Source organism: Undibacterium sp. TC9W (assembly GCF_049339865.1).
Taxonomy (GTDB): Bacteria; Pseudomonadota; Gammaproteobacteria; order Burkholderiales; family Burkholderiaceae_D; genus Undibacterium.
In genome coordinates, this window is sequence record NZ_JBMPPJ010000015.1 from 76,195 (window position 1) to 102,743 (window position 26,549).

A 26,549-nucleotide genomic window follows, 5' to 3' on the forward strand; every position below is an offset into this window, starting at 1 on the left:
TGCGAAACTTGGGGATAGTCAGCAGCCGTATGCTGCACCAGGAAACGAGGATGATAGTAGTTTGCTATGACATCTGCATGTCAGGCGGATACCGGCTAGAGAATAGCTGGCAGGATTTGCGCAATATGCCGGTCCAGCCATTCCTGCAAATGACTGCTGTCTTCTCCAAGCAAATGCAGGCCCAGGCGGCTACGGCGCCAGAGTATGTCATCAACCGTGCGCGCCCATTCATGCCTGACCAGATAGGCCGCTTCAGCCACATACAGACCCGGCACCAGCATCTCGCCCATGTCGGCCAGTGAATATTTATCTTTAAGTAAGACGTGGATCCGGCTGCCATAGGCGTGGGCATAGCGTTCTGCCAGATGCGGCGGCAGCCAGGCATATTGTTGCTGGCATTGTTGTATGAATAAGGGAAATTCACTGACGGCGCGGTTTTCTGGCACTTCGCCATAAATATCACCGCCTGGCAGGCAGGCATGTTCTGTCCAGGCAGAGTTGGCATTATTCAGCAAGGGTGCCAGCATGGACAAGGCCTCTTCGGCCAGTTTGCGGTAAGTGGTGATCTTGCCACCAAATACGTTCAGCACCGGTGCACCGGCAGTATCAAGTTCCAGCCGGTAATCGCGGGTCAGGGCGGCGGCTTTTTCCTTGCCTGTTCCCACGGTTTCTTCCACCAGCGGGCGTACGCCTGAATATGACCACAACACATCGGCAGGGCTGATGGCCTGAGTAAAGTAATGACTGGCCAGCTCACACAGGTAGGCGACTTCCGCTTCACTGATCGCTACTTCGTCAAGCGAACCCTGGTAATCCAGGTCGGTCGTGCCGATCAGGGTAAAGTCCTGCTCATAAGGTATGGCAAATACGATACGGCCATCAGGATGCTGGAAGATATACGCATAAGGGTGATGAAACAGGCGCTGCACGACGATATGGCTACCCTTGATGAGACGCAAATGCTGGACTGCACCCTGATGCAGGACCTGCTGCAAGGTGTTGATGGCCCAGGGGCCACTGGCATTCACCAGGCTGCGGCTTTGCACCATCATCATGCTGCCATCTGCCTTTTGTAATTGCACCAGCCAGTGTTCAGCCTGCCGCCTGGCCGACACGCAGCGGGTGCGCGTCATGATGGTTGCCCCTTTTTCTGCCGCGTGCATGGCGTTCAAGACAACCAGACGGGCATCATTGACCCAGCCATCGGAATAGGCAAAACCACGGCGAAAGTCTGCCAGCAGAGGTTGCCCAGCTATATGTTTCTGTAAATTGATGGATTCTGCACCGGGCAGCAATTCACGTTTCGCCAGGTGGTCGTACAGGAACAAGCCAGCCCGTATCATCCAGGCCGGACGCTGCCCTTTGTCGTGTGGCATGACAAAGCGTAAAGGGCTGATAATATGCGGAGCAGAGCGCATGAGCACTTCACGTTCCTGCAAGGCCTTGCGCACCAGGCCAAATTCATAATATTCAAGATAGCGCAAACCACCATGAATGAGCTTGGTCGATGCTGATGAAGTATGCGAGGCCAGATCATCTTTTTCGCATAACAGCACACTCAGGCCACGCCCTGCAGCATCGCGGGCGATGCCAGCGCCATTGATACCGCCACCGATGACGAGTACATCGACCTCAGGGATGGCGGGCATGCTTTTCATTTCTTGACCAGATGATTCGGTAACCAGCCTATGCCATGCGCATGCAGGCTCTGGATATACAGGCGGTCTTCGGTCTCGGTGACGCCTGTGGTCTCTGGATAATGCCCGGTCGGGTCTTGCAAGTCAGCGACGATTTTGCCAGCCTCATTGAATGCCAGCACATGACCATAAGCTGGTGGCACGGGCCACAATACGCGTGGCAGACGCAGGGTAATGCTGCGCAGCCAGGGTTTCTCTGCCATGTTATCAATCGCCGCACCGCGTGGCTTGGCCAGGCCCAGCCAGATACGGCCATCACGGCCACGCATGAGATTGTCGGGGTAGCCGGGCAAATCACGCAGCAGGATAGTGGCCAATTTTTTATCCGGCTTGTTTTTGATATGCAGGGAGTCGGCAGTGATCGCTATTTTCCAGATACGGTATTCACCGGTTTCAGCAACGATGAGACTTTGTTCATCAGCACTGAGTGCCAGACCATTGGCAAAGCACAGCCCATCGGCAATCAGGCGCGTCTGTTTCGTGGCGGGGTCATATTCCAACACCCGCCCGGTAGCTGAATGTTCGAGGATGTCGAGTACGCTGGCCTGGAAGGTGCCGCCAGATTCCTTGGCACCAAAGCGCTGGCTGGCATCCGTGAAATAAATCTTGCCGGATTTGGCAACGACAACGGCATCGGCATACAGGATGGGGCTGTCGCCTATCTTGTCAGTGAGGACAGTGATTTGCTTGTCAGGTGAAATCGAGAGTATGCCGCGAAACGCATCTGCCGCAATCATATTGCCTGCCGCATCAAACATGAAGCCCAACACCCTGCCCTCAGTATTGACCCAGACTTCACGCTGGCTGCCATCTGGCTGCATGCGTAACATCGCTCCGGACGTGACAGCGGCATACAGCTTGCCATCCGGCCCCATGGCGATATGCTCGGGACCGGTTTCTTCGCCTATATCGATGGTATTTAGCGCCGCCAGTTTTTCATTACGTGCATGCGGTGGTGAATAACCGGCAAACGGAGTAGCCTGCCAGGCAACCGGGTTGATAGGCACAGGTGCCAGCAAGAGATAGGCTGCCAGGATCGCTATCAGGGCTATGAACAGCAATAACAGGCGTATGATCCATTTTTTCAACACTCATCTCCTCGCATTTCCAGACCCTGCAAACGAATTTCCCGCAGGGAAATTCAGGCAAGCCTGTATTTTGCACTGCCTGAATATAATTTTGATATTTATTTTAAAGGATGTTGCGGGAAGACAAACAAAGGTATATGCAGTTTCTTAGCCGTGACAGTGCACTGCGTCATAGGTGCGTAACCAGGTCATCTGTAAAATCCGTGCATCATTGCTGGCACGGTGGCGTGAAATGTTCAAGTCTTCCTGCACCTGGTCCTTGGTTGCATGCCACAGGCCCTCTTGCTGTGGACTAATGATCTCGCGCAAATCGGCCAGACGAAAATTCGGCACCCTGTCGGCTGCATCATATAAGAGCGCCATCCAGACGTAGTCCTGGGTCCAGCCATCGGTATACACCGTCATGCCGGCCAGTTCGGTATTCAATTGCTCGGTCACGAGGCTGGCTGATTTGCCTCTCTCCACCAGAATTTCGCGCGGAATGCAGTGTATGCGGGCAGCATGGACGTCCCAGTGCTGCCAGTCAGATTCTGGCCTGATGAGGGTACACCAGCCTTCGCCATGACGGCGCGAGTAACCTACCTCAATAGGGTAGCTACCTTTGCCAAAGCCTGAGGCTTCGAAGTCAATCACGATGGGCACGGTCATCATTGCAGATGCTCCATAGTCTGGGCTAATCTGGGCTAAAGCGGTGATTGCTGCTGGGCTGACATCTCCCCCGTCACTCCGGTCAGGGACGGGGAGTACGAGTTCATTTTTCTACGAATACCGGCGTCATGCAAGTTTTTGCGCAAGATTTTGGTCGTTTGCACTGCTATTTAAAGATATTTCATGAATATGTCGCAATTTATAGTCTGTTTGTATTAAGACTTCATATCCGTGAACAATTCCGCCAATTGCGTGTCCAACAGCAGTCTTCAACCGCTAATGTGCTGAGTCTCTGCCAAATTGCCAAAATACTGGTAAGCTCAGGCGCTTGTTTTGCTACCCAATTTTTGCTACCTGATTAAAGGAACCCATGCGCTTCTTACGCTTATTACTTGTCACCCTGGGCTTTGTTTCTGCAACAGCGCTCGCCTCTCCAGCCGCCCCAAAAGAAGGTAGCGATTTCATTACCCTCAAAAACCCGCAAGCCACCCAGGCCACGGGCAAGAAAATTGAAATCATAGAATTTTTCATGTACCACTGCCCGGCCTGTAATGCGCTGGAACCAACCATCAATGAGTGGGTGAAAAAACAGGGCGATAATATCGTTTTCCGCCGCATCCATTTGCCGCTGACTGGTGCCAAAGACCCGGAAGCACATCTGTTCCTGACACTGGAAGCCATGAATCTGGAAGCCAGCCTGCATGCCAAGGTACTGGCAAGCTGGCATGTGGAAAGAAACCGCCTGTCCAGCGACGATGACAATATTGCATGGGCAGTCAAGAATGGCATAGACAAAGCCAAGTTCGTGAGTTTTTATAATTCTTTCTCTGTCCTTGGCAAACTGCAAAGTCTGGGCAAGTTGGTTTCCAGCTACCAGGTTGATAGCACCCCAACCTTTGTCGTCGATGGCCGTTTCCTGACCAATCCCTCAATGGTAGGTGGCGCGAATAGCAATATTTCACGCGACCAGTTGGGCGCAGCGACCATGCAGGTACTTGAAGGCCTGATGGCGAAGAGCAAGAAATAAACCGCTGCACCAAAACAAAAAAAGCTCAGGACTAAAAATCCTGAGCTTTTTTGTTTTTTTGTTCTGGCTTTATTTATCCACGACCGTCTTACCGATAGGCGCGACAGCAATTGCTGCCAGCTTCAGATGTTGTATGCCAAAAGGTATGCCGATGATGGTGACAAAGCAAAACAGGGCAGACATCAAATGAGCCAGGGCCAGCCAGATACCGGCAAAGATGAACCAGATGATATTGCCTATCATGCCCAGTGCCCCGGTACCTATGTCTTCCTGCCCGCTGACATGGGCGCGGTTGACGACTTCTTTACCAAAAGGCATGAAACTCAATTGCCCGATAACAAAGCAAGCTTTACCCCAGGGTATGCCGATGATGCTGATAAAGGCGAGCAGACCCGCAAACCACCAGGCCAGGCCAGTAACAAATCCGCCCAGTATCAGCCACAAAATATTACCCAGTAAACTCATCGCTCGTCACTCCTTATTTTTTCTCATTTGTTAGTCGTAAACCTGTATTACTCATAGCGCAGACAATCAACAGGTAATAAACGTGAAGCGCGGCGTGCCGGATAAAAACCAAAGAAGATGCCAACAAAGCTGGCAAAGCCGCAGGCCACCACCATCGCTTGCAAACCGATGACGACTTCGAGCTTGCCAGTAGAAGTAATCGCCGCCGCCCCCGCCATCGCCAGCAAAATGCCTATGATACCGCCAACCAGGCAAATCACTACGGCCTCGGTCAGGAACTGCAACAACACATCACGCGGCTTGGCACCAATCGCCATGCGTATGCCTATTTCGCGGGTACGTTCAGTGACTGACACCAGCATGATATTCATGATGCCTATACCACCCACAATCAAAGAGATAGCACCGATGGCACCCAGCATGGCTGCCAGCCCGGCACTGATCTTGGCACCAGTCTCGGCTATCGAGGCCAGGTTATCGATGCGGAAATCATCTTCCTGCCCAGCCTTGATATGGTGGCGGTCGCGCAACATGTCCTTGATGTCTTCTTCTGCCTCCTTCAACTGCTTGTCGCTCTTGCCCTGCACCACGACATAATGCACATTGCGTGGGAAAGGACTGCGCATCAGAGTCGCTCGGGCAGAAGTAATCGGGATCAGCACCATCTCACCGAGGTCACCACCATCAAACATGCGGCCCTCCCCCTGCAAGACGCCAACCACCTGGAAGGGCACATTGTCGATGCGTACGAACTGGCCTATGGGGTTGTCCTTGTAAAAGAACTGGTCTGCCAGCTTCTTGCCTATGATGACCATGCGTGCCGCACCACGGATGTCGGAATCGCTGAATTCATTACCCTGATCGACTTTCCAGTTACGCACCTTGAACATTTCTGGCGTGACGCCGAGCACGGCATTATTGGAATTATCATTACCCACCGTCAGCTGGAAAAAACCCTGCAAGGCAGGCGCAGCGCCATTCAGGCTGCTTAAATCATTCAGGGCCAATGCATCTTCTACCGACAATGAAGGCGCAGTACCAGTACGCGCGCGCACGCCCTGGGTACGGTTGGCACCAGGCGAGATAATCATCAGATTGCTGCCCAATACTTCCAGCTCCTTGGCAATGAATTTTTTCGCGCTTTCACCAACGGCCAGCATCATGACGACCGAGGTAATGCCGATGATAATGCCCAGCATGGTCAAGGCCGTGCGCAAGCGGTTGGCATTCATGGAACGGAATGCCTCTATAAAAACCTGGAGGAAATTCATTTGCTACCTCCCTGTGCTTCTGAGTATTCGGCATGCGAGGCTGCCAGTTGGCGCAAGCCTTCTGCCGCCGGGCCATCATATAAAACATGACCATCCTTGAGCCGTACCAGGCGTTTGCTATAGGCTGCAATATCCGGCTCATGCGTGACCAGCAAAATGGTGATGCCACGGTCTGCATTCAATTGCTGTAGTGAGCGCATGATGTCTTCACTGGTCTGGGTATCCAGGTTGCCAGTGGGTTCATCCGCCAAAATCAGGGGCGGATCAGCCACCAGGGCACGGGCGATAGCAACACGCTGTTGCTGGCCGCCAGACAATTGATTTGGCAGGCGTTTGGCATACTCCTTGAGCCCCACTCTTTCGAGTTCCACCAATGCTTTCTTGTGTGCCTTGTCACGCCCGACACCAGCGTAGATCAAAGGCAGGGCGACATTTTCTGCCACGCTCATGCGCTTGATGAGGTTGAAGCTCTGGAATACAAAACCGATAGTACGGTTGCGTATGGTTGCCAGTTCTGCACGTGACAGGCTCAGGGTATCAACACCATTGAGCAAATATGATCCGCTACTTGCCTGGTCCAGGCAACCGAGTATATTCATGAGCGTGGATTTGCCAGAGCCGGACTGGCCCATGACGGCCAGAAAATCGCCACGCGGCACCTGCACATCTATGCCATGCAAGACCTTGGTTTCTACACTGCCAGAGAAATAACTCTTGCTCACCTGGCGTATCGCTATCAGGGTATCGCTCATCAGCGTGCCCCGGCTTTATCCAGTGCGCGGGTAATGACTTTGTCACCAGGTTTCAAATCACCGGAGATGACTTCGGTATATTTGAAATTCGACAAGCCGATTTTGACATCGACGGTCTTGGCCTGGTTCTTGTCATCGAGTTTGTAGAGTTTGAAGGTGCGGGTCAGGTCTTTTTTGGTACGGAAGGCTACGTCATCATCAACCTCAGGCGCTGGCAAATTGGCACTGGCGGCAGTTGAGGCAGTAGCTGATCCACCGGCATTTTTTTCCTTGTCCTTGAGCGCCTTTGCCTCTTTGGCCTGTTCTTCTTCGCTAGGTTTATAACGTAGCGCTGCGGTAGGGATACGCACGACGTTTTCACGGCTGCCAACGACCAGGCGTACTTGCGCTGTCATGCCGGGTTTCAGCAATTCATCCTTGTTATCGACATCCAGCACAACGTTATAGGTCACCACATTCTGCTGCACATTCGCCGCGAGGCGGAACTGGCGCAGCTTGGCTTCAAATTCACGGTCAGGGTAGGCATCGACGACAAAACGCGCTGGCAGACCATCCTTGAGCAAGCCAACATCGGCTTCCGATACGCTGGTATCGATCTGCATTTTGGTCAGGTCACGCGCAATCTGGAACAGGTTAGGCGTCTGGAAAGATGCCGCCACGGTCTGCCCCATATCAATAGTGCGCTTGATGATGACACCGTCTATAGGTGAGCGTATGACGCTGTTATTGAGGTCAGCCTTGACACGGTCAAGCTGGGCACGTGCCAGCTTGATATTCGCATCTGCCACTTCGACTTCGCGTTTAGCCTGGTCCATGGCGGTACCAGAGATATAGTTTTGTGTGACCAGCTTCTGGTTACGTTCCAGCGTGGCTTGGGCCAGGCGTTTTGATGCCTCGGCAGATGCCAGGCTGGCTTCACTTTGCTTGATCTGGGCATTGAAGATGGTCGGGTCGAGTTTCAGCAAGACCTGGCCTTGCTTGACGCGGTCATTGAAGTCGGCCTTCAATTCCACCACCGTACCCGACACCTGGGAGCCGACATTGATCAGTGCCACCGGATTGAGCGTGCCACTGGCAGTCACTGTCTGTGTGATATTGCCTTTGTCCACCACGGCGGTTTTGTATTTGGGTTCTTCTTCCTTGGCCTTGTTGTTTTCTCTCTGATAATACGTGGCAACTGCACCAGCAACGAGTAAAAGAGCAATGGCTACAAAAACGCGTTTCTTCGTGAACACAGGCATGGTAAGAGATATCCCAGATTGTTAGGTAGGCAGCGATAGACTAAAAAATTGAGTAAATATAGACCAATAATGAAAGATTTATAGACTAATGATTAAAGATTTCGTTCAATACGGGAAAACCAGGCTATTCCCAGAGCCAGTGCAGCAGTCGACAAGGGCACAGCAAGCCAGACACCATATAACATGCCGACCACAATGCAGGCCGCCCAGGAAAAACTGGTGGCAGCCTCCAGCAAACCCGCCATTAATTGCGTCTGCCCGCGTTTATTGAACTGGGCACGGTTGGCAGGCCTGGATTGCCATAAATGAATCACCGCCGAACTCAGCATTGCCGCCAGGGTACAGGCGATGACGGCCAGGCCCAGCAAAAATTGTTGTATCAACAGCCACAACAACGCAGGCAAGATCAGCATCAATATCGGCAAGACCGCCGCCAGCAGTTTGCTGGTCAGAATGAGATTAGCCTTGACTGGCGCTGCCTGCAACAAATCAGGCGCATCTTCAGCAGCGATGATGATCCAGATCAGTGAACCAGCCAATGAAGCCGCCAGGAACACCAGTCCAGACGCCACGCCAGGCAATAATGCCTTGGATTTGAAAATCAAAAAGAACAAAGGGGCGATGTACAGTAATTGCAGCAAGACCTGGGAAATCAGATTCGGGTCGCGTGCAATCAAGCGCCATTCTTTGACGATGATGGTGGCCCGCAAGCTACGGCCAAAGTGGGTGGCATGTTGTGCGGCATTCTGTCCGCCTGCTGGTATTGCCTTGCGTTGCTGCCCCACTGCTTGCTGCACCCCAGTGACAAAAAAACGATGGGTGGATTGCGCTGTCAACCAATAAACCAAGCCGCTGAAAAGCAGGAAACCCGTTATCGCCGCTGGTGAGCCAAACAGCGCTTTTGCCGGTATCCACGCCAGACTCTCAGCATCCAGTGCACCGCCAGGCTGGAACCAGGGCATGATATGTTGCAGTACGCCGTCTCGCATTTCCTTGCCCAGGTTACCAAATAACTGGCTGATGATGAACATGCCGGCACCGGTAAGTGCACCAAGGATTTGCGCTACAGTCTTGGTCTTGCGTACTCCCAGACTTTTTACCAAAGCCAGTGTCAGCAACATGGCCAGCGCTGCAGCCAGCACAGTCATGGCGAGCAAGGCAGGATAAATCCCCAGCCAGCGCCATTGGCCCAGTATCAAACCTATATTTGCCACCGGTGTCAGCAAGGCAAAAAACCAGATGCCGACGGAAAAAATAATACCCGTCAGCCTGACCTGGAAAATGGTTTTTGATGACAAGGGTGAAGACAACAGCAAATCCAGGTCACCACGCTCAAACAAGGCGCGCACACTGCGCGTCAAACCCAGCGACAGCATGAAGCTGAACACCGCCAGCATCGCGATGCCAGCGCCCATCAGCAAGGGCGCTGGCACGGCTTCTTGCAAGGGCGGCATCTTGCGCATCAGCAGCCAGACACCGACATGGGCAGAGACATACATCAGGCCTATCAGCCACATGCCAAACACCGACATACCACGCGCTGCAGCACGACCGGGCTTACTCTCGCCCATATCGTAAAATGCCAGACGGCATTCATGCACCAGCAACCAGGCGGCGCTGCCCGGTTTCAATTTCAGCCAGGCTGCCATTATGCGGGCTCCGTCAATTGCAAGAAGATTTCTTCCAGTGTCCCCGCTGTCTGGCTGGTCTGGCTGCGCAATTCTTCCAGCGTGCCTTCAGCAATCAGTTTGCCGTTTTGTATGATGCCTATGCGTTCTGCCAGGCGCTCTGCCACGTCTAGAATATGGGTGGTCAGGATCACTGTGCCCCCCTGTTTGACATGGTTCAGCAAAACATCCTTGACTTGCCTGGCAGCGGCTGCGTCCAGACCCGTCAGAGGTTCATCAAGGATGATCAGTTCAGGCTGGTGTATCAATGCTCCCGCCAGCGCGAGCTTTTGCTTCATGCCACGCGAGAAACCTTCGGTCAGCTCGTCTGCATGCTTCAGTAAATCCAGCCATTCCAGCAATTCACGCGCCTTGGGTTCGGCCACTTCTGCTGCTATACCCCACAGGCCAGCGACAAATTCCAGATACTCAAAAGGTTTGAGTTTGTTATACAACATCGGGTCGTCAGGCAGGTAAGCCAGCTTGCTCTTGGCCAGCGCAGGGTCGGCAGCCAACTCCTGCCCCAGTATGCGTATGCTGCCACTGTCTGCAGAAATCAGCCCTGCCACCATGCGCAATGTCGTGGTCTTGCCTGCCCCGTTGGGCCCCAGCAAGGCATATAACTCACCACGGCGCACCGTGAGGTTCAGGTTCTCAACGGCGGGGCGACCAAAATTCTTGCAAAGCGCGTGCAACTCCAGGGCAGTGGCTGTCATGTTCGGCAATGTTGTCTAAAAACCAGCCATTGTATGCCGAATTGGCGCTTATGCAAGCGAGGCGTTTTGGAGCAAGAAAGATGCTGCACCCTGGCCGCAAAGACAAGGTGCGTGCATGAAAAGAATAGACCTTTACTAGCCCTTTACTAGCCCTTTACCAGTCCTTTAGCTGAATACCGGCACATGTGGATCAACACCACCAAAGCGGATTTCAGGGTGGCGATTACTGACGAGCTGCTGGATTTCTGCTATCCGCTTGAAGGGTACATCCACCATCAGCAAGACTTTGCCGCTTTCTATGTCATCCATGAAAGGCTGGAGACTGGAACTGGGTATGGACCTGGCCGCCTTGCCAGATGCCCAGGAGCCAAATAGCGAACCACCTATCGCAGAGACCAGTACCGCGAGTATGCGCATTTCCATGCCTTCAGGCGGAAAGATCAGCCACAGTCCACCCGCCAGCAAGCCTGCGATACCGCCGATGAGCATGCCAACTTCGGCACCATGTATGAGGTCCGTTTTCTGGAAAGAATTGGCTTCCGGCATATCGGCTGGCAGCATGCCTTCCCTGGCGCAAAAATGCATGTGTCGCTCATCTATGCGTGCAAGTAAAAGTTCATCGAACATGGCCCTGGCGCTGGCCAGATCAGGCAACATGAAATACAGTCTGCGTCTCATGACTATCTCCATCAAGGTAAGAAAGCACTGAGGCTTTGCGAGAATATCGCGGTGACCACCATGGTCAGGGAACAAGACAGCAAGCATCGTATGCTCTGCCGGGTTGCTTGCAAGATAAGCTGGCCTGTTGTTGAAGCTTGCCTGGCCATCTTGGTTTTACAACAATCTCCAGCAGAAAAAACGACAGGATGTGCAACTGCCTTAATCATTGTTATAGACAATTCCAGGAAAATACAAATGGCAAATTACTCTCGGCCTGGACACTTATTTGGCACAAAAAATCAGCCTACGTGATAAAAATTCGCTTGACCTGCCCGGCCATAGCCTGAATACTGGAATTTCTCTGGGAACATGATTTTTACCCAGATTTGCAAGCTTGGTAAAACGACCAAAAAATTGCTACATCAAGCTATATTGGGCTACATTTGCAGTATGAGACTGAGATGAGAAAATTCATTTTCCTGCTTGCTTTGCTATTCAACCTGCCCGGTCAGGCGCAGCCCGCTGCCGACGGGCAAATCAAATGGGTCTCTGCCGAACTCCCCCCTTATCTATGGTTGCAGCAAAATGCTCCGCAAGGTTATGTGCATGAATTGATTACGGCTATGTCAGCCCAACTAGGGCGCAAACCCAATCTCAGTATTTACCCCTGGGCGAGAGCAGTCAAGATGACCAAAGACGGCGAGACTTATGGCGTTTTCCCTCTGGACAGAACGGCAGAGCGGGAAACCAGCTTCAAGTGGCTGATCCATTTGACCTCGACACCCAACCGGTTTTTTGGCAAACGTACGATGGCCACTGGCAGTATCAATATTGAAATTGCCTCACTGAAGCAATTGCGCGGTTTGCGCGTGGGCATAGTGCGCGGCTCTTCGCTGGAACAAGAATTACATGCGCAAAATTTTCGGAATATTCGCTTTGAAAAAGACTATCAAAGCCTGCTGAAGTTATTGCAACTGGGTGGGCTCGATGCGATTTATTCAGGCTATCCGGTGATGGTCTCTGCGATAGAAGAATTTGGGTATCGCCTTGAGGACTTTACCACCGGGCTGACCATGGGTGGTGCCGAGCTGTATATGGCAAGTTCTTTAGGTGTCAGCGAAGAAGAAGAACGTGCCTGGCGCAGGGCTTATGAAAACTTGCAAAAAGATGGCACGGTACAAAAACTGCAAAAGAAATATTTTTCATGGGAACAAAAATCCCGCTGATGAGCTTCGGTTCATTATCAAGCGGGATTTTCTCATCATCGTTTTGAATTGTACTACCCGCCCATGGGCGTGCACAATTCCACCAGGCTGCCATCAGGGCAACGCAAATAAGATACCACCTGGCCCCAGGGTTTTTCAGCCGGGGCAGACAATTCCTGGGCACCCGCAGCAATCGCCTGCGCATGAGCGGCAGCTACATCAGCGGTGGTAAATGCGACTTCCATGCCCAGCGGTTTTTCTGAACTGTGTGCAGCCACATGACCACAGGAATAATTCATATCACCCATGGCATGCGCGGCAAATGCCAGCGTCGTGGCACCGGTATCGAGCTCGCCGTACATGCCTGATTCATGCAGGAAACGGGTAGCAAATCCAAAGGCTTTCTCAAAGAAAGCCAGCGATGCGGCAACGTCAGGGACATAGATAATGGTGTAAGCGAAGTTCATGTCTCATTCCTTATTTTTTCAACAGACTGAAGCTGGTCTCATCATGCAGGACAAGACCAGCTTAATGACTAACCAATTACTCTTTAATACCCCATTGCGACAGCATCCAGGCCATATTGAATGCATTTTCACGCAGGGCATCATAACGGCCTGATGCGCCACCATGCCCCGCTGCCATATTGGTTTTCAACAGCAGAGGATTTTTATCGGTTTTGAAATCACGCAGTTTGGCCACGTATTTGGCGGGCTCCCAATACATGACCTGGCTGTCATTCAAACCTGTAGTCACCAGCATGGCAGGATAAGCCTTGCGTGCAATATTGTCGTAGGGTGAATAGCTGCGCATATAGTCGTAGGCCGGTTTTTCATTCGGGTTACCCCACTCCAGGTATTCACCCGTGGTCAAGGGCAAACTCGCATCCATCATGGTATTCATGACATCGACAAAAGGCACGGCAGCATGCACGGCATGGAACAAGTCAGGACGCATGTTCACGACTGCCCCCATCAGCAAACCACCGGCACTGCCACCCTGGATGATGAGCCTGTCTGCGCTGGTCCATTTTTGTTTGATGAGGTAGTCAGCACTGTCGATGAAATCATAGAAAGTGTTTTTCTTTTTCATCAGCATGCCATCTTCATGCCAGTGCTCACCCATGTCACGGCCACCGCGTATATGTGCCTGCACATAGATGACGCCACGGTCCAGCAGGCTAAGGCGGCTGGAGGTAAAGGTCGCTTCGGTGGAATAGCCATAGCTGCCATAGGAGTACAACAGCAAAGGTGCAGAACCATCAAGTTTCACACCCTTTTTATACACCGCCCACAAGGGTACCTTGACACCATCCCTGGCCGTCATCCACAGGCGGCGGCTCTCATATTTGCTGGCATCATAACCGCCGACGACTTCCTGCTGCTTGAGTACATAGCGCTGACCTGTCGCCATATCCACATCCAGTGTGGTCACTGGCGTTACCGGTGACTGATACGACATGCGGAAGCGGGTGGCAGAAAACTCAGGGGTACCCGCACCGGTGGCAAGATACACAGGGTCATCAAACTTTACTGTCTTCCATTGCTTGTTGTTGAAGTCATAGATACGGACGCGATTCAGAGCCTGGGTCTTTTCAGTGACAACCATATAATCCTTGAACAGATCGGCACCAAAGACCAGTACCTCAGGATCGTGCTTGACCACTTCCTGCCAGTGCTTGCTGTCTGGCGTTGCCAGTGGTGCCCGTACGACGCGGAAGTTCTTGGCGTCTTTATTGGTGACGATATACAAATCGCCATTGCGGTGTTCCAGAAGATAGCGGTGGCCTTTCTCACGACCCAGTACGCTGTGGAATTTTTCTTGCGGTTTATCTGCCGCCAACAGCATGACTTCACTGGTATCAGTGGCATGGATATTGACAACGATGAACTTCCTGTCGCGGGTGGTACCGACTTGCAGGTCAAACTGCTCGACGGCCTCATGCAGGACTTCTACTGGCGGCTTGCCTATCTCCATGCGGAACAGGCGGTCGGAGCGTTTGGTGGTGGCATCTTCCTGCACATAGAACAGGGTCTTGTTATCTGCAGCCCAGGCCATTGACGTCACACGTGGTTGGCTGTCGCTGAGTATTTCGCCGGTGCGCAGATTCTTGATGTGCAACTGGTACTGGCGATAACCCACCGTGTCCGTCGTATAAGCCAGCAATTGCTCATCCGGGCTGATAAAGCTGCCACCAACGGCAAAGAACTTTTGTCCCTTGGCCATTTCATTTTGGTCCAGCAGGATTTCTTCTGCGGCCTTGTCGTCATAGGCCATGTCAGAGCCTGCACGACGGCGGCAATACAGCTGATATTGCTTGCCCGCCTCAGTACGCGAGTAATAATAGTAATTGCCACGGCGTACAGGCACGGACAAATCCACCTCTTTCATCCTGCCCTTGATTTCTGCATACAGTTTTTCCGACAGAGGCTTGATGTCTGCAGTCAGTGCTTCGGTATAGGCATTTTCTGCATTCAGGTAAGCAATGACCTCAGGATTTTCTTTTTTCTGCAGCCAGCGATAATCGTCAGTGACAACTTCGCCATGCCGGGTTTCCTGCCATTTGACCTTTGCTGCCACGGGCGGCACGGGAGAAGAGCCTGGTGTGGGCTCAGCGGCCAGCACCAGACCGGAAGTTGCCAGACCAAGTACACTGGCTGACATGAGTACAGACATCTTTTTGATAGACACTTCAACTCCTGTATGAAATTAATTAGGGCATTCTAAAGCGATGCCAACAAAACAAGGAAACTTTTCTTTCATTGCTGCAATGCGGGATTGATTGGACTTCATTGACCTTGAAACCGACTGGTCATGAGACTGTTATAAACTAAAAAAGTTTTCATATTTGAAATTTGAGCGCTGTCGTATGCCATTTTCATTTTTCGGCTATGCTTGCTCGATATTTTTTGCAAATCTGATTGCAAAGACAACAAAATCTTGAAGGAAGACACCGTGAGCACTCTGTTAAACCGACGCCTGGCGCTACTCGATAGTGATGCAAACCGTCCTTTGCTTGCTGGTGGCCTGCGTGGCATAGAAAGAGAAACCCTGCGCGTGCACGCCGATGGCAAGCTGGCTTTGACGCCACACTCGCCGGCCCTGGGTTCGGCCTTGACCAATCCTCAGATCACGACCGATTATTCTGAATCCCTGCTGGAGTTCATCACCCCGGCCGAACCAGACATCGCCACCGCGCTGGACGAACTCGACAATATCCATCGTTTTGCCTATACCGTCATGGGTAATGAAATGCTGTGGCATCAATCCATGCCTTGCAGCCTGCCGGAAGAAAAAGACATCCCTATCGCCTGGTATGGCAATTCACATATAGGCATGATCAAGCATGTCTATCGTCGCGGACTGGCCCTGCGTTATGGCAAAAGCATGCAATGCATCGCTGGCATACACTACAACTATTCGCTGTCTGAAGATTTATGGAAAGTTTTGCAGCAGGCCGAACATAGCAGCGGCAGTGCCATGCATGTGCAGTCTGAAAGTTATATCGCCCTGATACGCAATTTCCATCGCTATAGCTGGCTGCTGATGTACCTGTTCGGTGCCTCGCCTGCGCTATCGACACCTTTCCTGCGTGGCCGCCCGCATCAACTGGAAACCCTGTCTGACGATACCTTGTACCTGCCGTATGCCACCAGCCTGCGCATGAGTGATCTTGGTTACCAGAACAATGCCCAGTCTGGCCTGGTACCGCCGTATAACACCCTGCTTGAATATATGCGCAGCCTGTCGCTGGCAGTGCGCCAGCCCTACCCTGAGTATGAAAAGATAGGCACGCAACAAAACGGTGAATGGGTACAGATCAATACCAATGTGCTGCAGATAGAAAACGAGTTTTATGCCACGATAAGGCCGAAACGCGTCATCAAAACCGGTGAGCGCCCGGTAGAGGCCCTGTGCGCACGTGGCGTGCAATACATAGAAGTACGCTGCATGGATGTCAATCCCTTCGACCCGCTTGGCATCAGCCTTGAAACTTCACGTTTCCTTGATGCCTTCCTGCTGTTTTGCGCACTGGAAGAAAGTCCTTTGACGAACCAGGTTGAAGGTGATGAAAATGTCGAGAATTTTGCCCTGACCGTGAAACAAGGCCGCCGTCCTGGCCTGATGTTGTCGCGCCATGGCGAGTCAATTTCATTGCTGGACTGGGGTAAGGAATTACTGGAGCGCATCGCACCAGTAGCAGCCCTGCTCGATGCCCAGCGTGGCGACAACTGTCACGCGCAGGCAATGCAGGTACAAACTGAAAAACTGCAGCACCCTGAACTGACGCCATCAGCCAAGGTACTTGACGCCATACGTGCCGCAAATAATTCTTTCACCGAGTTCGCCCTGCAGCAAAGCATGCGCCTCGCAAATGAATTCCGCGCCCGCCCACCTGCACCTGAGCAACTGGCCTTGTACACCAAAATGGCAGAAAAATCATTGGTGGAACAGGCAGAGATGGAAAACACGCAAAGCGGTAGCTTTGATGAGTTTATTTCGCATTATGGCTCGCGTACTTCCAGCGAAATATGCTGCGAATCCTTTAACGAGGCGGCCTTGATGCAAAATATGGAAGCACAGGCGACAACAACAAATTAATCTCTGCTTGATTTCTACTTTGTCAGGAGCTGTTGTGCGGCTGATGTTTGCCTCGCTACCGCCATAAGCTCCTGTCTTATTTCTTCTCTGTACCCTTGGTGCGCAAGTCTTCGCGCTGTTTTTCATATTGCTCGTAGCTAGTCTTGTTTTGCTGCAGGCAAGTCTTGCGTTCGTTCCAGTCCTGCAGTTTTTCACATTGACGCTGGTTAGAGTCTTGCCCCAGGTCATAGACAACGGCGCAGCCTGTCATAGCCAGCTGGCTGGAAAGTATTAAGGACAGGACGAGTAATTTTTTAAACATGGCAACTTGGGTGAATTTGTTGAATAAAAGTAGTAATCGGCTATAAGCATGAAGATAGACAGGAGTAAGCCGAATTTAGTTCCTGCAAAAGACTATTTTATTCAGCCGGAAAAATAAAAGCCCGCTTATGCAGGGCACAAGCGGGCTGGTCTCATAAAAATTGGTTTAATCTTTTTCAAACAAATTGCCAAGACCACCAAGTACCGAGCCTTGCTCACCGCCCTGGCTGCCACCAATTTTTGATGCGCCGACGATGCGGTTAGCCAGACGTGCTAACGGCAGGGATTGCAGCCAGACTTTGCCAGGGCCGCGCAGGTGGGCAAAGAATATGCCTTCACCGCCGAACAAGGCTGTTTTAACGCCGCCGACAAACTTGATGTCGAAATCCACTTCCTGGGTAAAGGCCACGACACAGCCGCTATCAACACGCAGGGTCTGGCCGGGATGCAGGGTCTTTTCTATGATGGCGCCACCGGCGTGGACAAATGCCAGGCCGTCACCTTCGAGTTTTTGCAGGATAAAGCCTTCGCCACCAAAGAAACCGGCACCCAGGCGTTTTTGAAAGGCGATGCCAAGTGACACGCCTTTGGCAGCACAAAGGAAGGCATCTTTCTGGCACAGCAGCGTACCACCGAGTTGATCCAGATGCATGGGGATGATCTTGCCAGGATAAGCCGCACCAAAGGCGACTTTTCGCTTGCCCACGCCACCGTTCATGAAGACCGTGGTGAACAGGGATTCACCTGTGACCAGGCGCTTGCCGGCACCCAGCAATTTACCAAAGATGCCAGTCTGACCGGCAGAACCATCGCCAAAGATGGTTTCCATCTGTATGTCGTCTTCCATGTAGAACATGGTACCGGCTTCACCTATGGCAGCTTCGCCTGGATCGAGTTCGACTTCGACGAATTGCATATCGTCGCCAAAAATTTCATAATCTATGACATCCATCGCCATGGTAGTTCCCATACAGTAAATTAATCCGCAGACCCATGCGGCAGTGCGGGCATTTTATGAAATTTTTGGGTTTTGGGGTAGGTGGTGGCAGCGGTAATATTCAGCGCAAATTACCGCAGCGCATGTCAGACTGTGTCTTTAGTCTAGCAAGACTGCCGTATTGAGCACAGTCGCATACTCACCCTGCAGATTGCTGAGCGCATTGATGTGCACTTCTTCCGCCGTCTGAGGTTTGCCAAGAAAATCCAGTCTGTCAAAACTGAAGCAGGCATCAGCCACTACCGTGGTGTTAAAACCGAGGTTACCAGCACTGCGGACCGTCGCCTCGACAGACATATTGGTACTGACACCGACGATCACGAGCTCCTTGATACCACGCACATGCAGCCAGCGCTCCAGACCCGTATTGACGAAGGCATCCGTCACATTTTTCTCGACTACATGTTCACTGGCCAAAGGCAGTAGTTTCTCTTGAAATTCATTGCCTGGCTGGCCTGGCCAGAATACTGAAGCGGGTGAGCGCGACATGTGCCTGACATGCACAACAGGCCTGCCTGCCGCACGCCATGCTGCCAGCAACTGGCGTATATTTTCTTCTGCATCCGGGTTATTCCTGCGCCCGGATTTGGGGTCGGCCATGCCACGTTGCATGTCGATGATGATCAGGGCTGTATCTTGTTTTTTCATATTTATCCGTTCATGTAACCACTTTGCAAGGCACTGACCCAGTCTTCACGCCCACGCAAGGCCGCAAGTTCTGCCATATGTTGCCAGGCATAGGGGACATTGATCAGGCTGGCTGTCCAGCCATGCTGCCTCTTTTCCAGGATGGCATAACGTGCGTCGGGTGAACCTGACTCTATCTTGTGCGGGTAAGGGTAATCATATTCGTAGGCCGGGTGACCAACGCTGCCTGGGTTGACGATGAGTTGCCCTGCCGCCGTACGTACACTGCGGGCGACATGGCTGTGGCCACAGGCGATAACGGCTGCAGTTTGCGGCCCCAGTCTGTCCTGTACTTCTTGCGCAGTGGCGTTCCTGTCGGCCACCTGCAACAAAGTGGTGTAGTCGCTGGCCGGCGTGCCATGACATAGCAAGACTTCTGCATTCAGTTGCAGCACCGATTTCAAACCCGCCATCCATGCTTTTTGTTCCGCCGTGGTTTGCTGGTGTGCATAAACATCTCCAGTACCTGAGCGCTCGTTCAGTTCCAGTATCTGGCGTTCATGATTACCGGCCAGATGTATCCAGCCAGTTTGCGCCATCAAGAAATCTGCCGTCTCTTTTGGCAGCAAGGGGCCAGACAGGCTGTCGCCCAGATTGACGACCTGATCAACAGCACGCAAACGCAGATCGGCAGCTACTGCCTCCAGTGCAGCGAGATTACCGTGTATATCTGAAATCACTGCGATGCGCATTTGATTTACTCCGCACTATTTGCTTAATCTGCTATATCTGTTTGTGAAAAAAAGTCGTCCCGCAAAATTCACCGTCCGGCATCAGGGCATAATTGGGTACCACGCCTACCTTTTGCCAGCCTGCACGTTCATACAGGCGCTCGGCATCACCACCAGTAACTGTATCAAGCACCAGCACAGACTTGCCTGCGGTTTTGGCAGCTTGCTCAACCGCTGCCATGAGGGTTTGTGCAATACCTTTGCGACGTGCCTTCCTGTGCACCAGCATCTTGGCGACATCGGCGCGGTGCGGCTGGTTGTCTGGCATGGCTGTGATCAATTGTACCGTGCCCAGGATATCGCCGCTGTCATCCCTGGCAACCAGCAGGATGCGCTCCTTGCGCGCCACGCCTTCAGCCACGCCCTGCCAGAATTGCAGCGCACGTTCGCGCGGCAAAGGCCACATAAAGCTGACAGATGCACCACCGGCTACACAGTCCGTCAATACCTCGGCCAATGCAGCTACATTTGCCTGCGCTGCTGCGGCATCGAGAATCTGGATGTGGACTTGCTCAGACATGATTTACTCCATGAGTTGAAAACTGAAAGAGGCTGCTACTTGCACAGCGCCACCAGATAACGTGCCGCGATTTTTCCAGGATTATGGAAGGTGATAGGTTTATCCAGCGCCATGGAAAGACAATCGCCAGTCTGCAAGTCCCAGACCTGGTCCCCAACGGAGAGACGCATCTGGCCCGCCATTATCCAGACTTGCTGCTGTATATCGACATCACGATGGAAACTGTCATAGCGCACGGTTTGCCCCGCCGGGAATTCGACTTCCACCAGTTGCAGGTGTGAAGGCAGGCCGGGTGAAAGATTGCGGCGCATATAGCCTGAGGCGGGATCAGTCCAACATACCTGTTCGGTCAGACGCGAGACCGGCAAAGCCACAGCAGCAGGCGTGCTGTCCTCAAACAGGGACGCCAGCGTCACCCCCAGTCCCACGGCCAGCTTGTCTAGCGCAGCTGCAGTGGGGCTGCTCTCGCCTCTTTCTATGAGCGAAATATTCGAACGGCTGACGCCGCTGCGCTTGGCCAGCGTATCAAGCGACAGCTTTTGTTGGTCGCGCAAGTCACGCACCCTGCGGGCAATAATCGTATTGATATCCATAATTTCCATTATATAGGATAAATAAATCCTGTAAACTGGAAATTATTACTTTACCCCTTTGTGACTACATCCAGCCGTAATCAGGCTTGCGTCAGTTGCCTGATCGCTGCCACCAGCTTATCGAGGTCTTCCAGGCTGGTATATAAATGCGGTGTCACCCTGACGATGTCATGCCCATCCAGATCGCGCGTAACGGTAAATATCTTATGCTCGCGCATGAGGTAATCGACAATCGCATGTCCAGAATTGCCAGCGATACCAAAACCTGCAATCGCGCAAGAGCGTTGCGGGTCGGTCGGTGTCATGATGCGCACATCGGGCAAACCACGCACCTGATTGACCCAGTATTGCGTCAGGTAACGCAGGCGCGCCTCCTTGTTGGCCGAACCTATCGATGCATGAAATTGCAACGCATCCAGGACCGTCAGGATATTTGCTGGCGGCACCGTACCGACTTGCGTGAATTTGAAAATTTCATTGTCGGCAAATTTGGCATTGCCAAACAGCGGCGCAATATCCGCGACCCGGTTCTTGCGTATATACAGCATGCCCACACCCAGCGGCACACCCAGCCATTTGTGCAAATTCACGGCGACAAAATCAGCGCCCAACTCAGTCATGCGATAGTTCAGATGAGCAAAGGAATGCGCCGCATCAACCATGACATCTACTCCATGACGTCTAGCCATGGCCGTGATCTTGGCGACTGGCATGATCTGTCCTGTCCTGTGCACGATATGTGTGACCAGTATCAGCTTGGTCCTGTTCGTAATCGCTTGCTCATACTGGGCCACAATCTCTTCATCACTGACAGGATCGAACGGCAATTGCAAATGTCGCAGTTGTATCTGCTTGCGCTGTTCCAGCATCAGCAGGGTATCAATAACGAGATCGTAATCATGGGTAGCCAGGATGACTTCATCACCCGCCTGCAAGGGATAACCTTGCAGCAAAATATTCATGCCCTCGATCAGATTGCGGGTCAGCACCAGCTCGCCCTCATCCACCCCACAAAAATCCTTGAGCGCCTGCATGACTTGCACAAACATGGACGCATAACGCACCCGCAAGAAGTACGAAGTCTCGGCATTCACCTGCGCCTGATAACGCTGGAACGCTTCAAACACAGGCCGCGCCTGCACGCCGAAATAGCCGTTTTCGAGATTGATGAAATCGGGTGAAACAGTATATTGTTCACGGATACCCGACCAATAGGCCTCATCATCTGCTGCGATTTGTTGCAAATTATTAGACAAAACAAACTCCTGTTTTAATTCACGCGGATAAAGCATGTGATAATCTGACTTCGAATGACATACCATCAGCTTTCATAAAGAGATGTGCGTTCAGATGAAAAGTTCCCTAAAACAGATCGAATGATCACATCAATCTTGTTAATGCCGGTCTTTTGGACCAGTGCTTACCCATGCGAAGATTTGAGCCAATAAAAACTCCGGTCCTGTTACGGACCATACATATCAATAGTGCCAACTTACTCGAAGAAGTAAAACAGATAATAGCTCAAGAGACGGGCCCTGATCACATAGCCGAGTGTGAGAAACCAGCAGTAAGGGTATCGTCCTACAATGGTCGCTTTGACGTGGTCAAATTGCTGCTGGATGCTGGCGCCAAAGAATCTGAGCTTAACTGGACAGATGTCATGCAGGAAGTCGCATTCGGAACGACTGCGAGCCTGAAGCAAAAAATCGAAGAAACAGGTGATCTGGAGACGGCAGATTTTTTGTCACGCACACCATTTTTAATTGCGGCTCTTCTTGGTGACATTGAAAAAGCGCGTCTATTGCTCAAACTTGGCGCAAATACAGAAGCGGTGGGTTTTGGTGGCAGAAATGCGACGCAATATGCGGTCCAAACAAATCAAATACCTATGTTGACATGGTTGCTTGATGAGGGATTCAGTATTGAAGCCACTGACAATCATCTTAATACACCCTTAATCCTGGCGGCAGAACTTGGTCTGACTGACTGCGTAAAATTTCTGCTTGAACGAGGTGCTGATATCTCTAAAGGCAATCACATTCCTTATCGAGCAATTCAAGTAGCGAAGAATTTGGAGATCGTTGATCTGTTGGTCAAATATGGCGAAGACATCAACGACATCAGCTCCCAAATGCATGCAAATTTGCTGGGAATAAAACACAATGCTTCACCTGTCGTATCAAAAGATGATTATCTCAATGGAAGATATAGAGAATTCGGTACAGCTAACGCCATAAAAACCAATAAACCCTTTTGGTTGGCGATGATACGCTCGGGCGCATCTGCATGGCGTGCGAGTGAAATGTTTCATGATGATGGCAGTCACGATGGCAACATCATCTGGTGTTATGAACGATTTGGTCGGACAACTACCATTTTGCCAGATGGCCGCATCATAGAAATTGGTGGTGAGCACGAAGACTTTTATGACCCTGATTTTTGTATCTATAACGATGTCACTGTGTTTGAAAAGAGCGGTGACATCAATATCTATAGCTATGCCAGAGAAATTTTTCCACCCACGGATTTCCATACAGCGACCCTGGTTGATGATGCGATTTACATCATCGGCAGATTAGGCTATCAGGATGCAAGAATTGCTGGTCACACAGCCGTCTATCAACTGGATACGAAGTCACTAAAAATCAGCCCGTTTGACACCCAGGGCGATGGCCCAGGTTTTATCAGCCGTCACAAGGCACGACTCAAAGATGACAAGATTTTTGTATCCGGCGGCAAGCAGATTGTCATCATAGATGGTAAAGAAGACTATATAGCCAATACCAAAAATTATCAGCTATGCCTGAAAACTGCAGTGTGGTCAGTTGCATAAACCTATTTTAAAAAATCTGTCATCTGTTGGTCATAATTGATCAATTCGCTGCAAAAGCCGCTTGCTCCTTGCATTCTGCTTATAGCTCCTCTAGCATGGCGTGGTTAACTTTTAAGCACGCGCCATGTCTGCACTGCCTGAACTGAATGAATTGGAACGCATCATCGCCCTTGGCCGTGGACAGCTGGAGGTCGATGTCTTGTGCGAGGTCGCGGTCAAGAGCAGGCAATTCCCTGTGTATAAACTGGCGCTAGGTAACCCTGATACCAGTTTGCCTGCCATCGGTTTTTTTGGTGGTATCCATGGACTGGAGCGTATAGGTACGCAAGTCTTGCTGACTTTCCTGCGCGGCTTGCTGACGCGGTTGTCATGGGACAAGAGCCTGCAACACATGTTGCAGGATGTGCGTCTGGTGTTCATGCCATTGATCAATCCAGGCGGCATGTGGCAGGCGACGCGCTGCAACCCCAGCGGCGTTGACCTGATGCGCAATGCGCCGGTGGAAGCGCTGGACAAGGTGCCTTTCCTGCTCGGTGGACATCGCTATAGCCCGCGCCTGCCATGGTATCGTGGTGCTGCCGGTGCAGAGATGGAAGCAGAAAACCTGGCGCTGTGCCGCACTGTGCAACAAGAATTGCTGGCCCGCCCCTTCAGCATGGCGATAGATTGCCACTCGGGCTTTGGCTTGCGTGACCGCGTCTGGTTCCCGCATGCGCACAGTGTGCATCCCATCGACCATCTGGCTGACATCCTGGCGCTGGAAGAATTATTCGAGCAGACCCACCCCAATCATTCTTATCTGTTCGAGCCACAAAGCCTGCAATACCGCACCCATGGTGATATCTGGGATTACCTCTACCTGCAGGCGCAACAGGACAGCAGCAAGACCTTCTTGCCGCTGACGCTGGAAATGGGATCCTGGCTATGGGTGAAGAAAAATCCGCGCCAGTTATTTTCGCGGCATGGCATGTTCAACCCGGTAGCGCAGCACAGGCTGAGTCGGGTATTGCGCAGGCATAATTCCTGGCTGGATTTTCTGATGCGGGCAACTTGCGGCCATGCGCAATGGCTGGCGCAGGGCCCTACCCGCTTGCGTTTGCAGGAGCGTGCCGTAGCACGCTGGTACCGGCCATGACGACCTGGGTATTATTGCGCGGTCTCATGCGCGAGAGCCGGCACTGGGGAGATTTTCCTGCACACTTCCAGCAAGCTGTTGGGGCGGAGCGCGTGCTGTGCCTGGACTTCCCTGGCAATGGTCAATTACATGCCGAGCATAGCCTTACCACGGTAGCAGCGATGGCAGATCATTGCCACAGGCAGCTACAGGTACAAGGGGTAGCAGAACCTGTGCAGGTATTGGCCGTGTCACTGGGTGCCATGGTGGCACTGGCCTGGGCAGACCGGTATCCTGATGATTTGCAACGCATGGTGCTGATCAATACCAGCGTGGCACCGCATAATCCCTTTTACCAAAGGCTGAGACCGGCAAATTATCCGGCATTGATTGTGACCATGTTATTTGGCTCAAGCGAACAGCGCGAGCGACTGATCTTGCGCATCACCAGCAATTTACAAACTGCAGAACAGTCCAAAGCAATCATCAGGTGCTGGACTGCATATGCGCAGGAAAAGCCCATTAGCGTGGGCAATATCCTGCGGCAATTACTGGCCGCGATGCGTTTTCGTGCACCACCATATTCGGGTAAAGTTCCGCTACACTTGCTCGCAGGTGAACAGGACAAACTCGTCAATGCAGCTTGCTCACGCAAACTGGCAGGCTTATGGAATTGCTCCTTGCACTTGCATCCCACGGCAGGCCATGACTTGCCACTCGATGATGCGGGCTGGGTCATACAACAAGTTGTGAACTGGCAGGTGGATATTAATTTTGCGCCAGCTCTGCCACCAGAAAATCAATGAACACCCTGACGCGCAAAGGCAGGTGCCGGTCACGCGGGTAGAGCAAGGAAAATGGCCGGGTGCGCCCTTTGAATTCTTGCAGCACTTCGACCATGCGGCCCGTACGCAAATCATCTTCGACCATGAAGCGGGAAGATTGCAACAGGCCCGCGCCATTTTTTGCGAGGGTGATGATGCCCAGCAAATCTTCTGAACAGGTCAGGCCACCTTTGGTCGGCCAATCGATGTCCTGGCCATCGCGCCTGAATATCCAGACTATATTTTGCCCCGCACTGGGCAAGACAAATTGCAGGCATTCATGCCTGTCCAGGTCTTCCAGCCTGATCGGCACACCAAAACGCTGCAGGTATTCTGGAGTGGCACAGACCACGATCTCGGTATCTTCCAGACGGCGCGCAATTATGCCTGAATCCGGCGGGTTACGGCCACGTATCACCAGGTCAAAACCATCGGCTGTCAGATCAACATTGCGGTTACTGAGTTGCAAATCGAGTTTGACCAGCGGATATAGTTGGCGGAATTTTGCCAGCAGGGGCAGCACCCGGTAATGCCCATAAGGCGTGGGCATGCTGATGCGCACGAGACCAGCCGGTTGCATTTGCTGGCCGGACACTTCACGCTCAGCCTCTACCAACTGGTTCAGCGCCTGACGGCATTGCACAAAATACGCACGACCAGCCTCGGTCAGCCGCAATTGCCGCGTGGTGCGCACAAACAGGCGTACGCCTATGCGCTCTTCCAGTCGGGCTATAGAACGGCTGACCGCTGCAGGCGTCAAGCCTGCTGCATTGGCCGCATCCTTGAAGCTTTCCAGTTCGGCTGCGAGGCAAAACAATTCTATGCTGCCCAGCAATACATCCGCAAAATGTCGATTCACATTACACCATGTAATTTATAAAGTAACTTTCACCTAGTTTATCAACTATTTC

General features: G+C 52.1%; 26 protein-coding genes. 6 read left to right on the forward strand and 20 right to left on the reverse strand.

Going from position 1 to position 26,549, the window contains the following annotated elements:
• Positions 1-95 precede the first annotated feature (95 nt).
• The 3 genes from glpD to ACO0LN_RS20275 all read right to left on the reverse strand — a co-directional run bounded on the left by glpD (position 96) and on the right by ACO0LN_RS20275 (position 3,436).
• Positions 96-1,658, reverse strand: coding sequence for a glycerol-3-phosphate dehydrogenase (gene glpD, locus ACO0LN_RS20265; RefSeq protein ID WP_422976870.1), 1,563 nt, complete (start codon positions 1,656-1,658; stop codon positions 96-98).
• Positions 1,655-2,788: an SMP-30/gluconolactonase/LRE family protein gene (locus tag ACO0LN_RS20270; RefSeq protein ID WP_422976872.1), complete on the reverse strand. Its 1,134-nt coding sequence runs from the start codon at positions 2,786-2,788 to the stop codon at positions 1,655-1,657. The genes glpD and ACO0LN_RS20270 overlap by 4 nt, the downstream gene beginning before the upstream one ends.
• A gap of 144 nt (positions 2,789-2,932) precedes the next feature.
• Positions 2,933-3,436: a hypothetical protein gene (locus ACO0LN_RS20275; protein ID WP_422951971.1), complete on the reverse strand. Its 504-nt coding sequence runs from the start codon at positions 3,434-3,436 to the stop codon at positions 2,933-2,935.
• A 367-nt stretch (positions 3,437-3,803) separates the two neighbouring features.
• On the opposite strand from ACO0LN_RS20275, the gene ACO0LN_RS20280 reads away from it, so the two are divergent.
• Positions 3,804-4,460 (forward strand): thiol:disulfide interchange protein DsbA/DsbL, encoded by a 657-nt coding sequence (locus ACO0LN_RS20280; protein WP_422976874.1) that lies wholly within the window; start codon positions 3,804-3,806, stop codon positions 4,458-4,460.
• Between the two features lie 69 nt (positions 4,461-4,529).
• Here ACO0LN_RS20280 and ACO0LN_RS20285 read toward each other — a convergent pair whose 3' ends face one another.
• From ACO0LN_RS20285 to ACO0LN_RS20315, 7 genes are all read right to left on the reverse strand, one after another.
• Positions 4,530-4,925, reverse strand: coding sequence for a YccF domain-containing protein (locus ACO0LN_RS20285; RefSeq protein ID WP_422976876.1), 396 nt, complete (start codon positions 4,923-4,925; stop codon positions 4,530-4,532).
• A 47-nt stretch (positions 4,926-4,972) separates the two neighbouring features.
• The gene (locus ACO0LN_RS20290) at positions 4,973-6,196 is read right to left on the reverse strand and encodes an ABC transporter permease (RefSeq protein WP_232063136.1); all 1,224 of its coding nucleotides are present in this window, start codon (positions 6,194-6,196) and stop codon (positions 4,973-4,975) included.
• Positions 6,193-6,948 carry an ABC transporter ATP-binding protein gene (locus ACO0LN_RS20295; protein WP_422976879.1) on the reverse strand — a complete coding sequence of 252 codons (756 nt, stop codon included), beginning with the start codon at positions 6,946-6,948 and terminating at the stop codon, positions 6,193-6,195. Before ACO0LN_RS20295 ends, ACO0LN_RS20290 begins: the two co-directional genes overlap by 4 nt.
• The gene (locus ACO0LN_RS20300) at positions 6,948-8,189 is read right to left on the reverse strand and encodes an efflux RND transporter periplasmic adaptor subunit (RefSeq protein WP_422976881.1); all 1,242 of its coding nucleotides are present in this window, start codon (positions 8,187-8,189) and stop codon (positions 6,948-6,950) included. The genes ACO0LN_RS20295 and ACO0LN_RS20300 overlap by 1 nt, the downstream gene beginning before the upstream one ends.
• Positions 8,190-8,281: 92 nt before the next feature.
• On the reverse strand, positions 8,282-9,838 hold the full coding sequence (locus tag ACO0LN_RS20305; RefSeq protein ID WP_422976883.1) for a putative ABC transporter permease subunit: 1,557 nt from the start codon (positions 9,836-9,838) through the stop codon (positions 8,282-8,284).
• On the reverse strand, positions 9,838-10,572 hold the full coding sequence (locus tag ACO0LN_RS20310; protein WP_422976885.1) for an ABC transporter ATP-binding protein: 735 nt from the start codon (positions 10,570-10,572) through the stop codon (positions 9,838-9,840). Before ACO0LN_RS20310 ends, ACO0LN_RS20305 begins: the two co-directional genes overlap by 1 nt.
• Positions 10,573-10,737: 165 nt before the next feature.
• Positions 10,738-11,250, reverse strand: coding sequence for a DUF1269 domain-containing protein (locus tag ACO0LN_RS20315; RefSeq protein ID WP_422976887.1), 513 nt, complete (start codon positions 11,248-11,250; stop codon positions 10,738-10,740).
• A 443-nt stretch (positions 11,251-11,693) separates the two neighbouring features.
• Here ACO0LN_RS20315 and ACO0LN_RS20320 point away from each other — a divergent pair, with 443 nt between their 5' ends.
• The gene (locus tag ACO0LN_RS20320; RefSeq protein ID WP_422976888.1) at positions 11,694-12,458 is read left to right on the forward strand and encodes a substrate-binding periplasmic protein; all 765 of its coding nucleotides are present in this window, start codon (positions 11,694-11,696) and stop codon (positions 12,456-12,458) included.
• A 53-nt stretch (positions 12,459-12,511) separates the two neighbouring features.
• Here the strand turns inward: ACO0LN_RS20320 and ACO0LN_RS20325 are convergent, their stop codons facing one another.
• Complete coding sequence (locus tag ACO0LN_RS20325; RefSeq protein ID WP_422976890.1) at positions 12,512-12,904, reverse strand: VOC family protein; 393 nt, start codon at positions 12,902-12,904, stop codon at positions 12,512-12,514.
• 76 nt (positions 12,905-12,980) lie between these two features.
• Positions 12,981-15,128 (reverse strand): S9 family peptidase, encoded by a 2,148-nt coding sequence (locus ACO0LN_RS20330; RefSeq protein ID WP_422976892.1) that lies wholly within the window; start codon positions 15,126-15,128, stop codon positions 12,981-12,983.
• 264 nt (positions 15,129-15,392) lie between these two features.
• Between ACO0LN_RS20330 and gshA the strand changes: the two genes are divergently transcribed.
• Complete coding sequence (gene gshA, locus ACO0LN_RS20335) at positions 15,393-17,039, forward strand: glutamate--cysteine ligase (protein ID WP_422976894.1); 1,647 nt, start codon at positions 15,393-15,395, stop codon at positions 17,037-17,039.
• A gap of 76 nt (positions 17,040-17,115) precedes the next feature.
• Here gshA and ACO0LN_RS20340 read toward each other — a convergent pair whose 3' ends face one another.
• From ACO0LN_RS20340 to ACO0LN_RS20370, 7 genes are all read right to left on the reverse strand, one after another.
• Positions 17,116-17,340 carry a hypothetical protein gene (locus tag ACO0LN_RS20340; protein WP_422976896.1) on the reverse strand — a complete coding sequence of 75 codons (225 nt, stop codon included), beginning with the start codon at positions 17,338-17,340 and terminating at the stop codon, positions 17,116-17,118.
• Positions 17,341-17,505: 165 nt separating this feature from the next.
• Positions 17,506-18,297 carry a TIGR00266 family protein gene (locus ACO0LN_RS20345; RefSeq protein ID WP_162061251.1) on the reverse strand — a complete coding sequence of 264 codons (792 nt, stop codon included), beginning with the start codon at positions 18,295-18,297 and terminating at the stop codon, positions 17,506-17,508.
• A 138-nt stretch (positions 18,298-18,435) separates the two neighbouring features.
• Positions 18,436-18,984: a cysteine hydrolase family protein gene (locus ACO0LN_RS20350; RefSeq protein ID WP_422976898.1), complete on the reverse strand. Its 549-nt coding sequence runs from the start codon at positions 18,982-18,984 to the stop codon at positions 18,436-18,438.
• Positions 18,985-18,986: 2 nt separating this feature from the next.
• Positions 18,987-19,715: a metallophosphoesterase family protein gene (locus tag ACO0LN_RS20355; RefSeq protein WP_422976900.1), complete on the reverse strand. Its 729-nt coding sequence runs from the start codon at positions 19,713-19,715 to the stop codon at positions 18,987-18,989.
• 31 nt (positions 19,716-19,746) lie between these two features.
• The gene (locus ACO0LN_RS20360; RefSeq protein WP_422976902.1) at positions 19,747-20,274 is read right to left on the reverse strand and encodes a GNAT family N-acetyltransferase; all 528 of its coding nucleotides are present in this window, start codon (positions 20,272-20,274) and stop codon (positions 19,747-19,749) included.
• Between the two features lie 35 nt (positions 20,275-20,309).
• A complete protein-coding gene (locus tag ACO0LN_RS20365; protein WP_422976904.1) occupies positions 20,310-20,867 on the reverse strand; it encodes a helix-turn-helix domain-containing protein in 558 nt (185 codons plus the stop codon).
• An 80-nt stretch (positions 20,868-20,947) separates the two neighbouring features.
• Positions 20,948-22,123, reverse strand: a complete 1,176-nt coding sequence (locus ACO0LN_RS20370) for an aminotransferase class V-fold PLP-dependent enzyme (RefSeq protein WP_422976906.1) — start codon at positions 22,121-22,123, stop codon at positions 20,948-20,950.
• Between the two features lie 170 nt (positions 22,124-22,293).
• On the opposite strand from ACO0LN_RS20370, the gene ACO0LN_RS20375 reads away from it, so the two are divergent.
• The 3 genes from ACO0LN_RS20375 (at position 22,294) to ACO0LN_RS20385 (ending at position 25,620) form a co-directional block, all read left to right on the forward strand.
• Positions 22,294-23,700, forward strand: a complete 1,407-nt coding sequence (locus tag ACO0LN_RS20375) for an ankyrin repeat domain-containing protein (protein ID WP_422976908.1) — start codon at positions 22,294-22,296, stop codon at positions 23,698-23,700.
• 124 nt (positions 23,701-23,824) lie between these two features.
• Positions 23,825-24,835, forward strand: a complete 1,011-nt coding sequence (locus tag ACO0LN_RS20380) for a M14 family zinc carboxypeptidase (RefSeq protein WP_422976910.1) — start codon at positions 23,825-23,827, stop codon at positions 24,833-24,835.
• Positions 24,832-25,620, forward strand: coding sequence for an alpha/beta fold hydrolase (locus ACO0LN_RS20385; protein ID WP_422976912.1), 789 nt, complete (start codon positions 24,832-24,834; stop codon positions 25,618-25,620). Before ACO0LN_RS20380 ends, ACO0LN_RS20385 begins: the two co-directional genes overlap by 4 nt.
• On the opposite strand, the gene ACO0LN_RS20390 is transcribed toward ACO0LN_RS20385, so the two are convergent.
• Complete coding sequence (locus tag ACO0LN_RS20390; RefSeq protein ID WP_422976914.1) at positions 25,583-26,497, reverse strand: LysR family transcriptional regulator; 915 nt, start codon at positions 26,495-26,497, stop codon at positions 25,583-25,585. The two genes, ACO0LN_RS20385 and ACO0LN_RS20390, sit on opposite strands and share 38 nt — an antisense overlap.
• Positions 26,498-26,549: the final 52 nt, after the last annotated feature.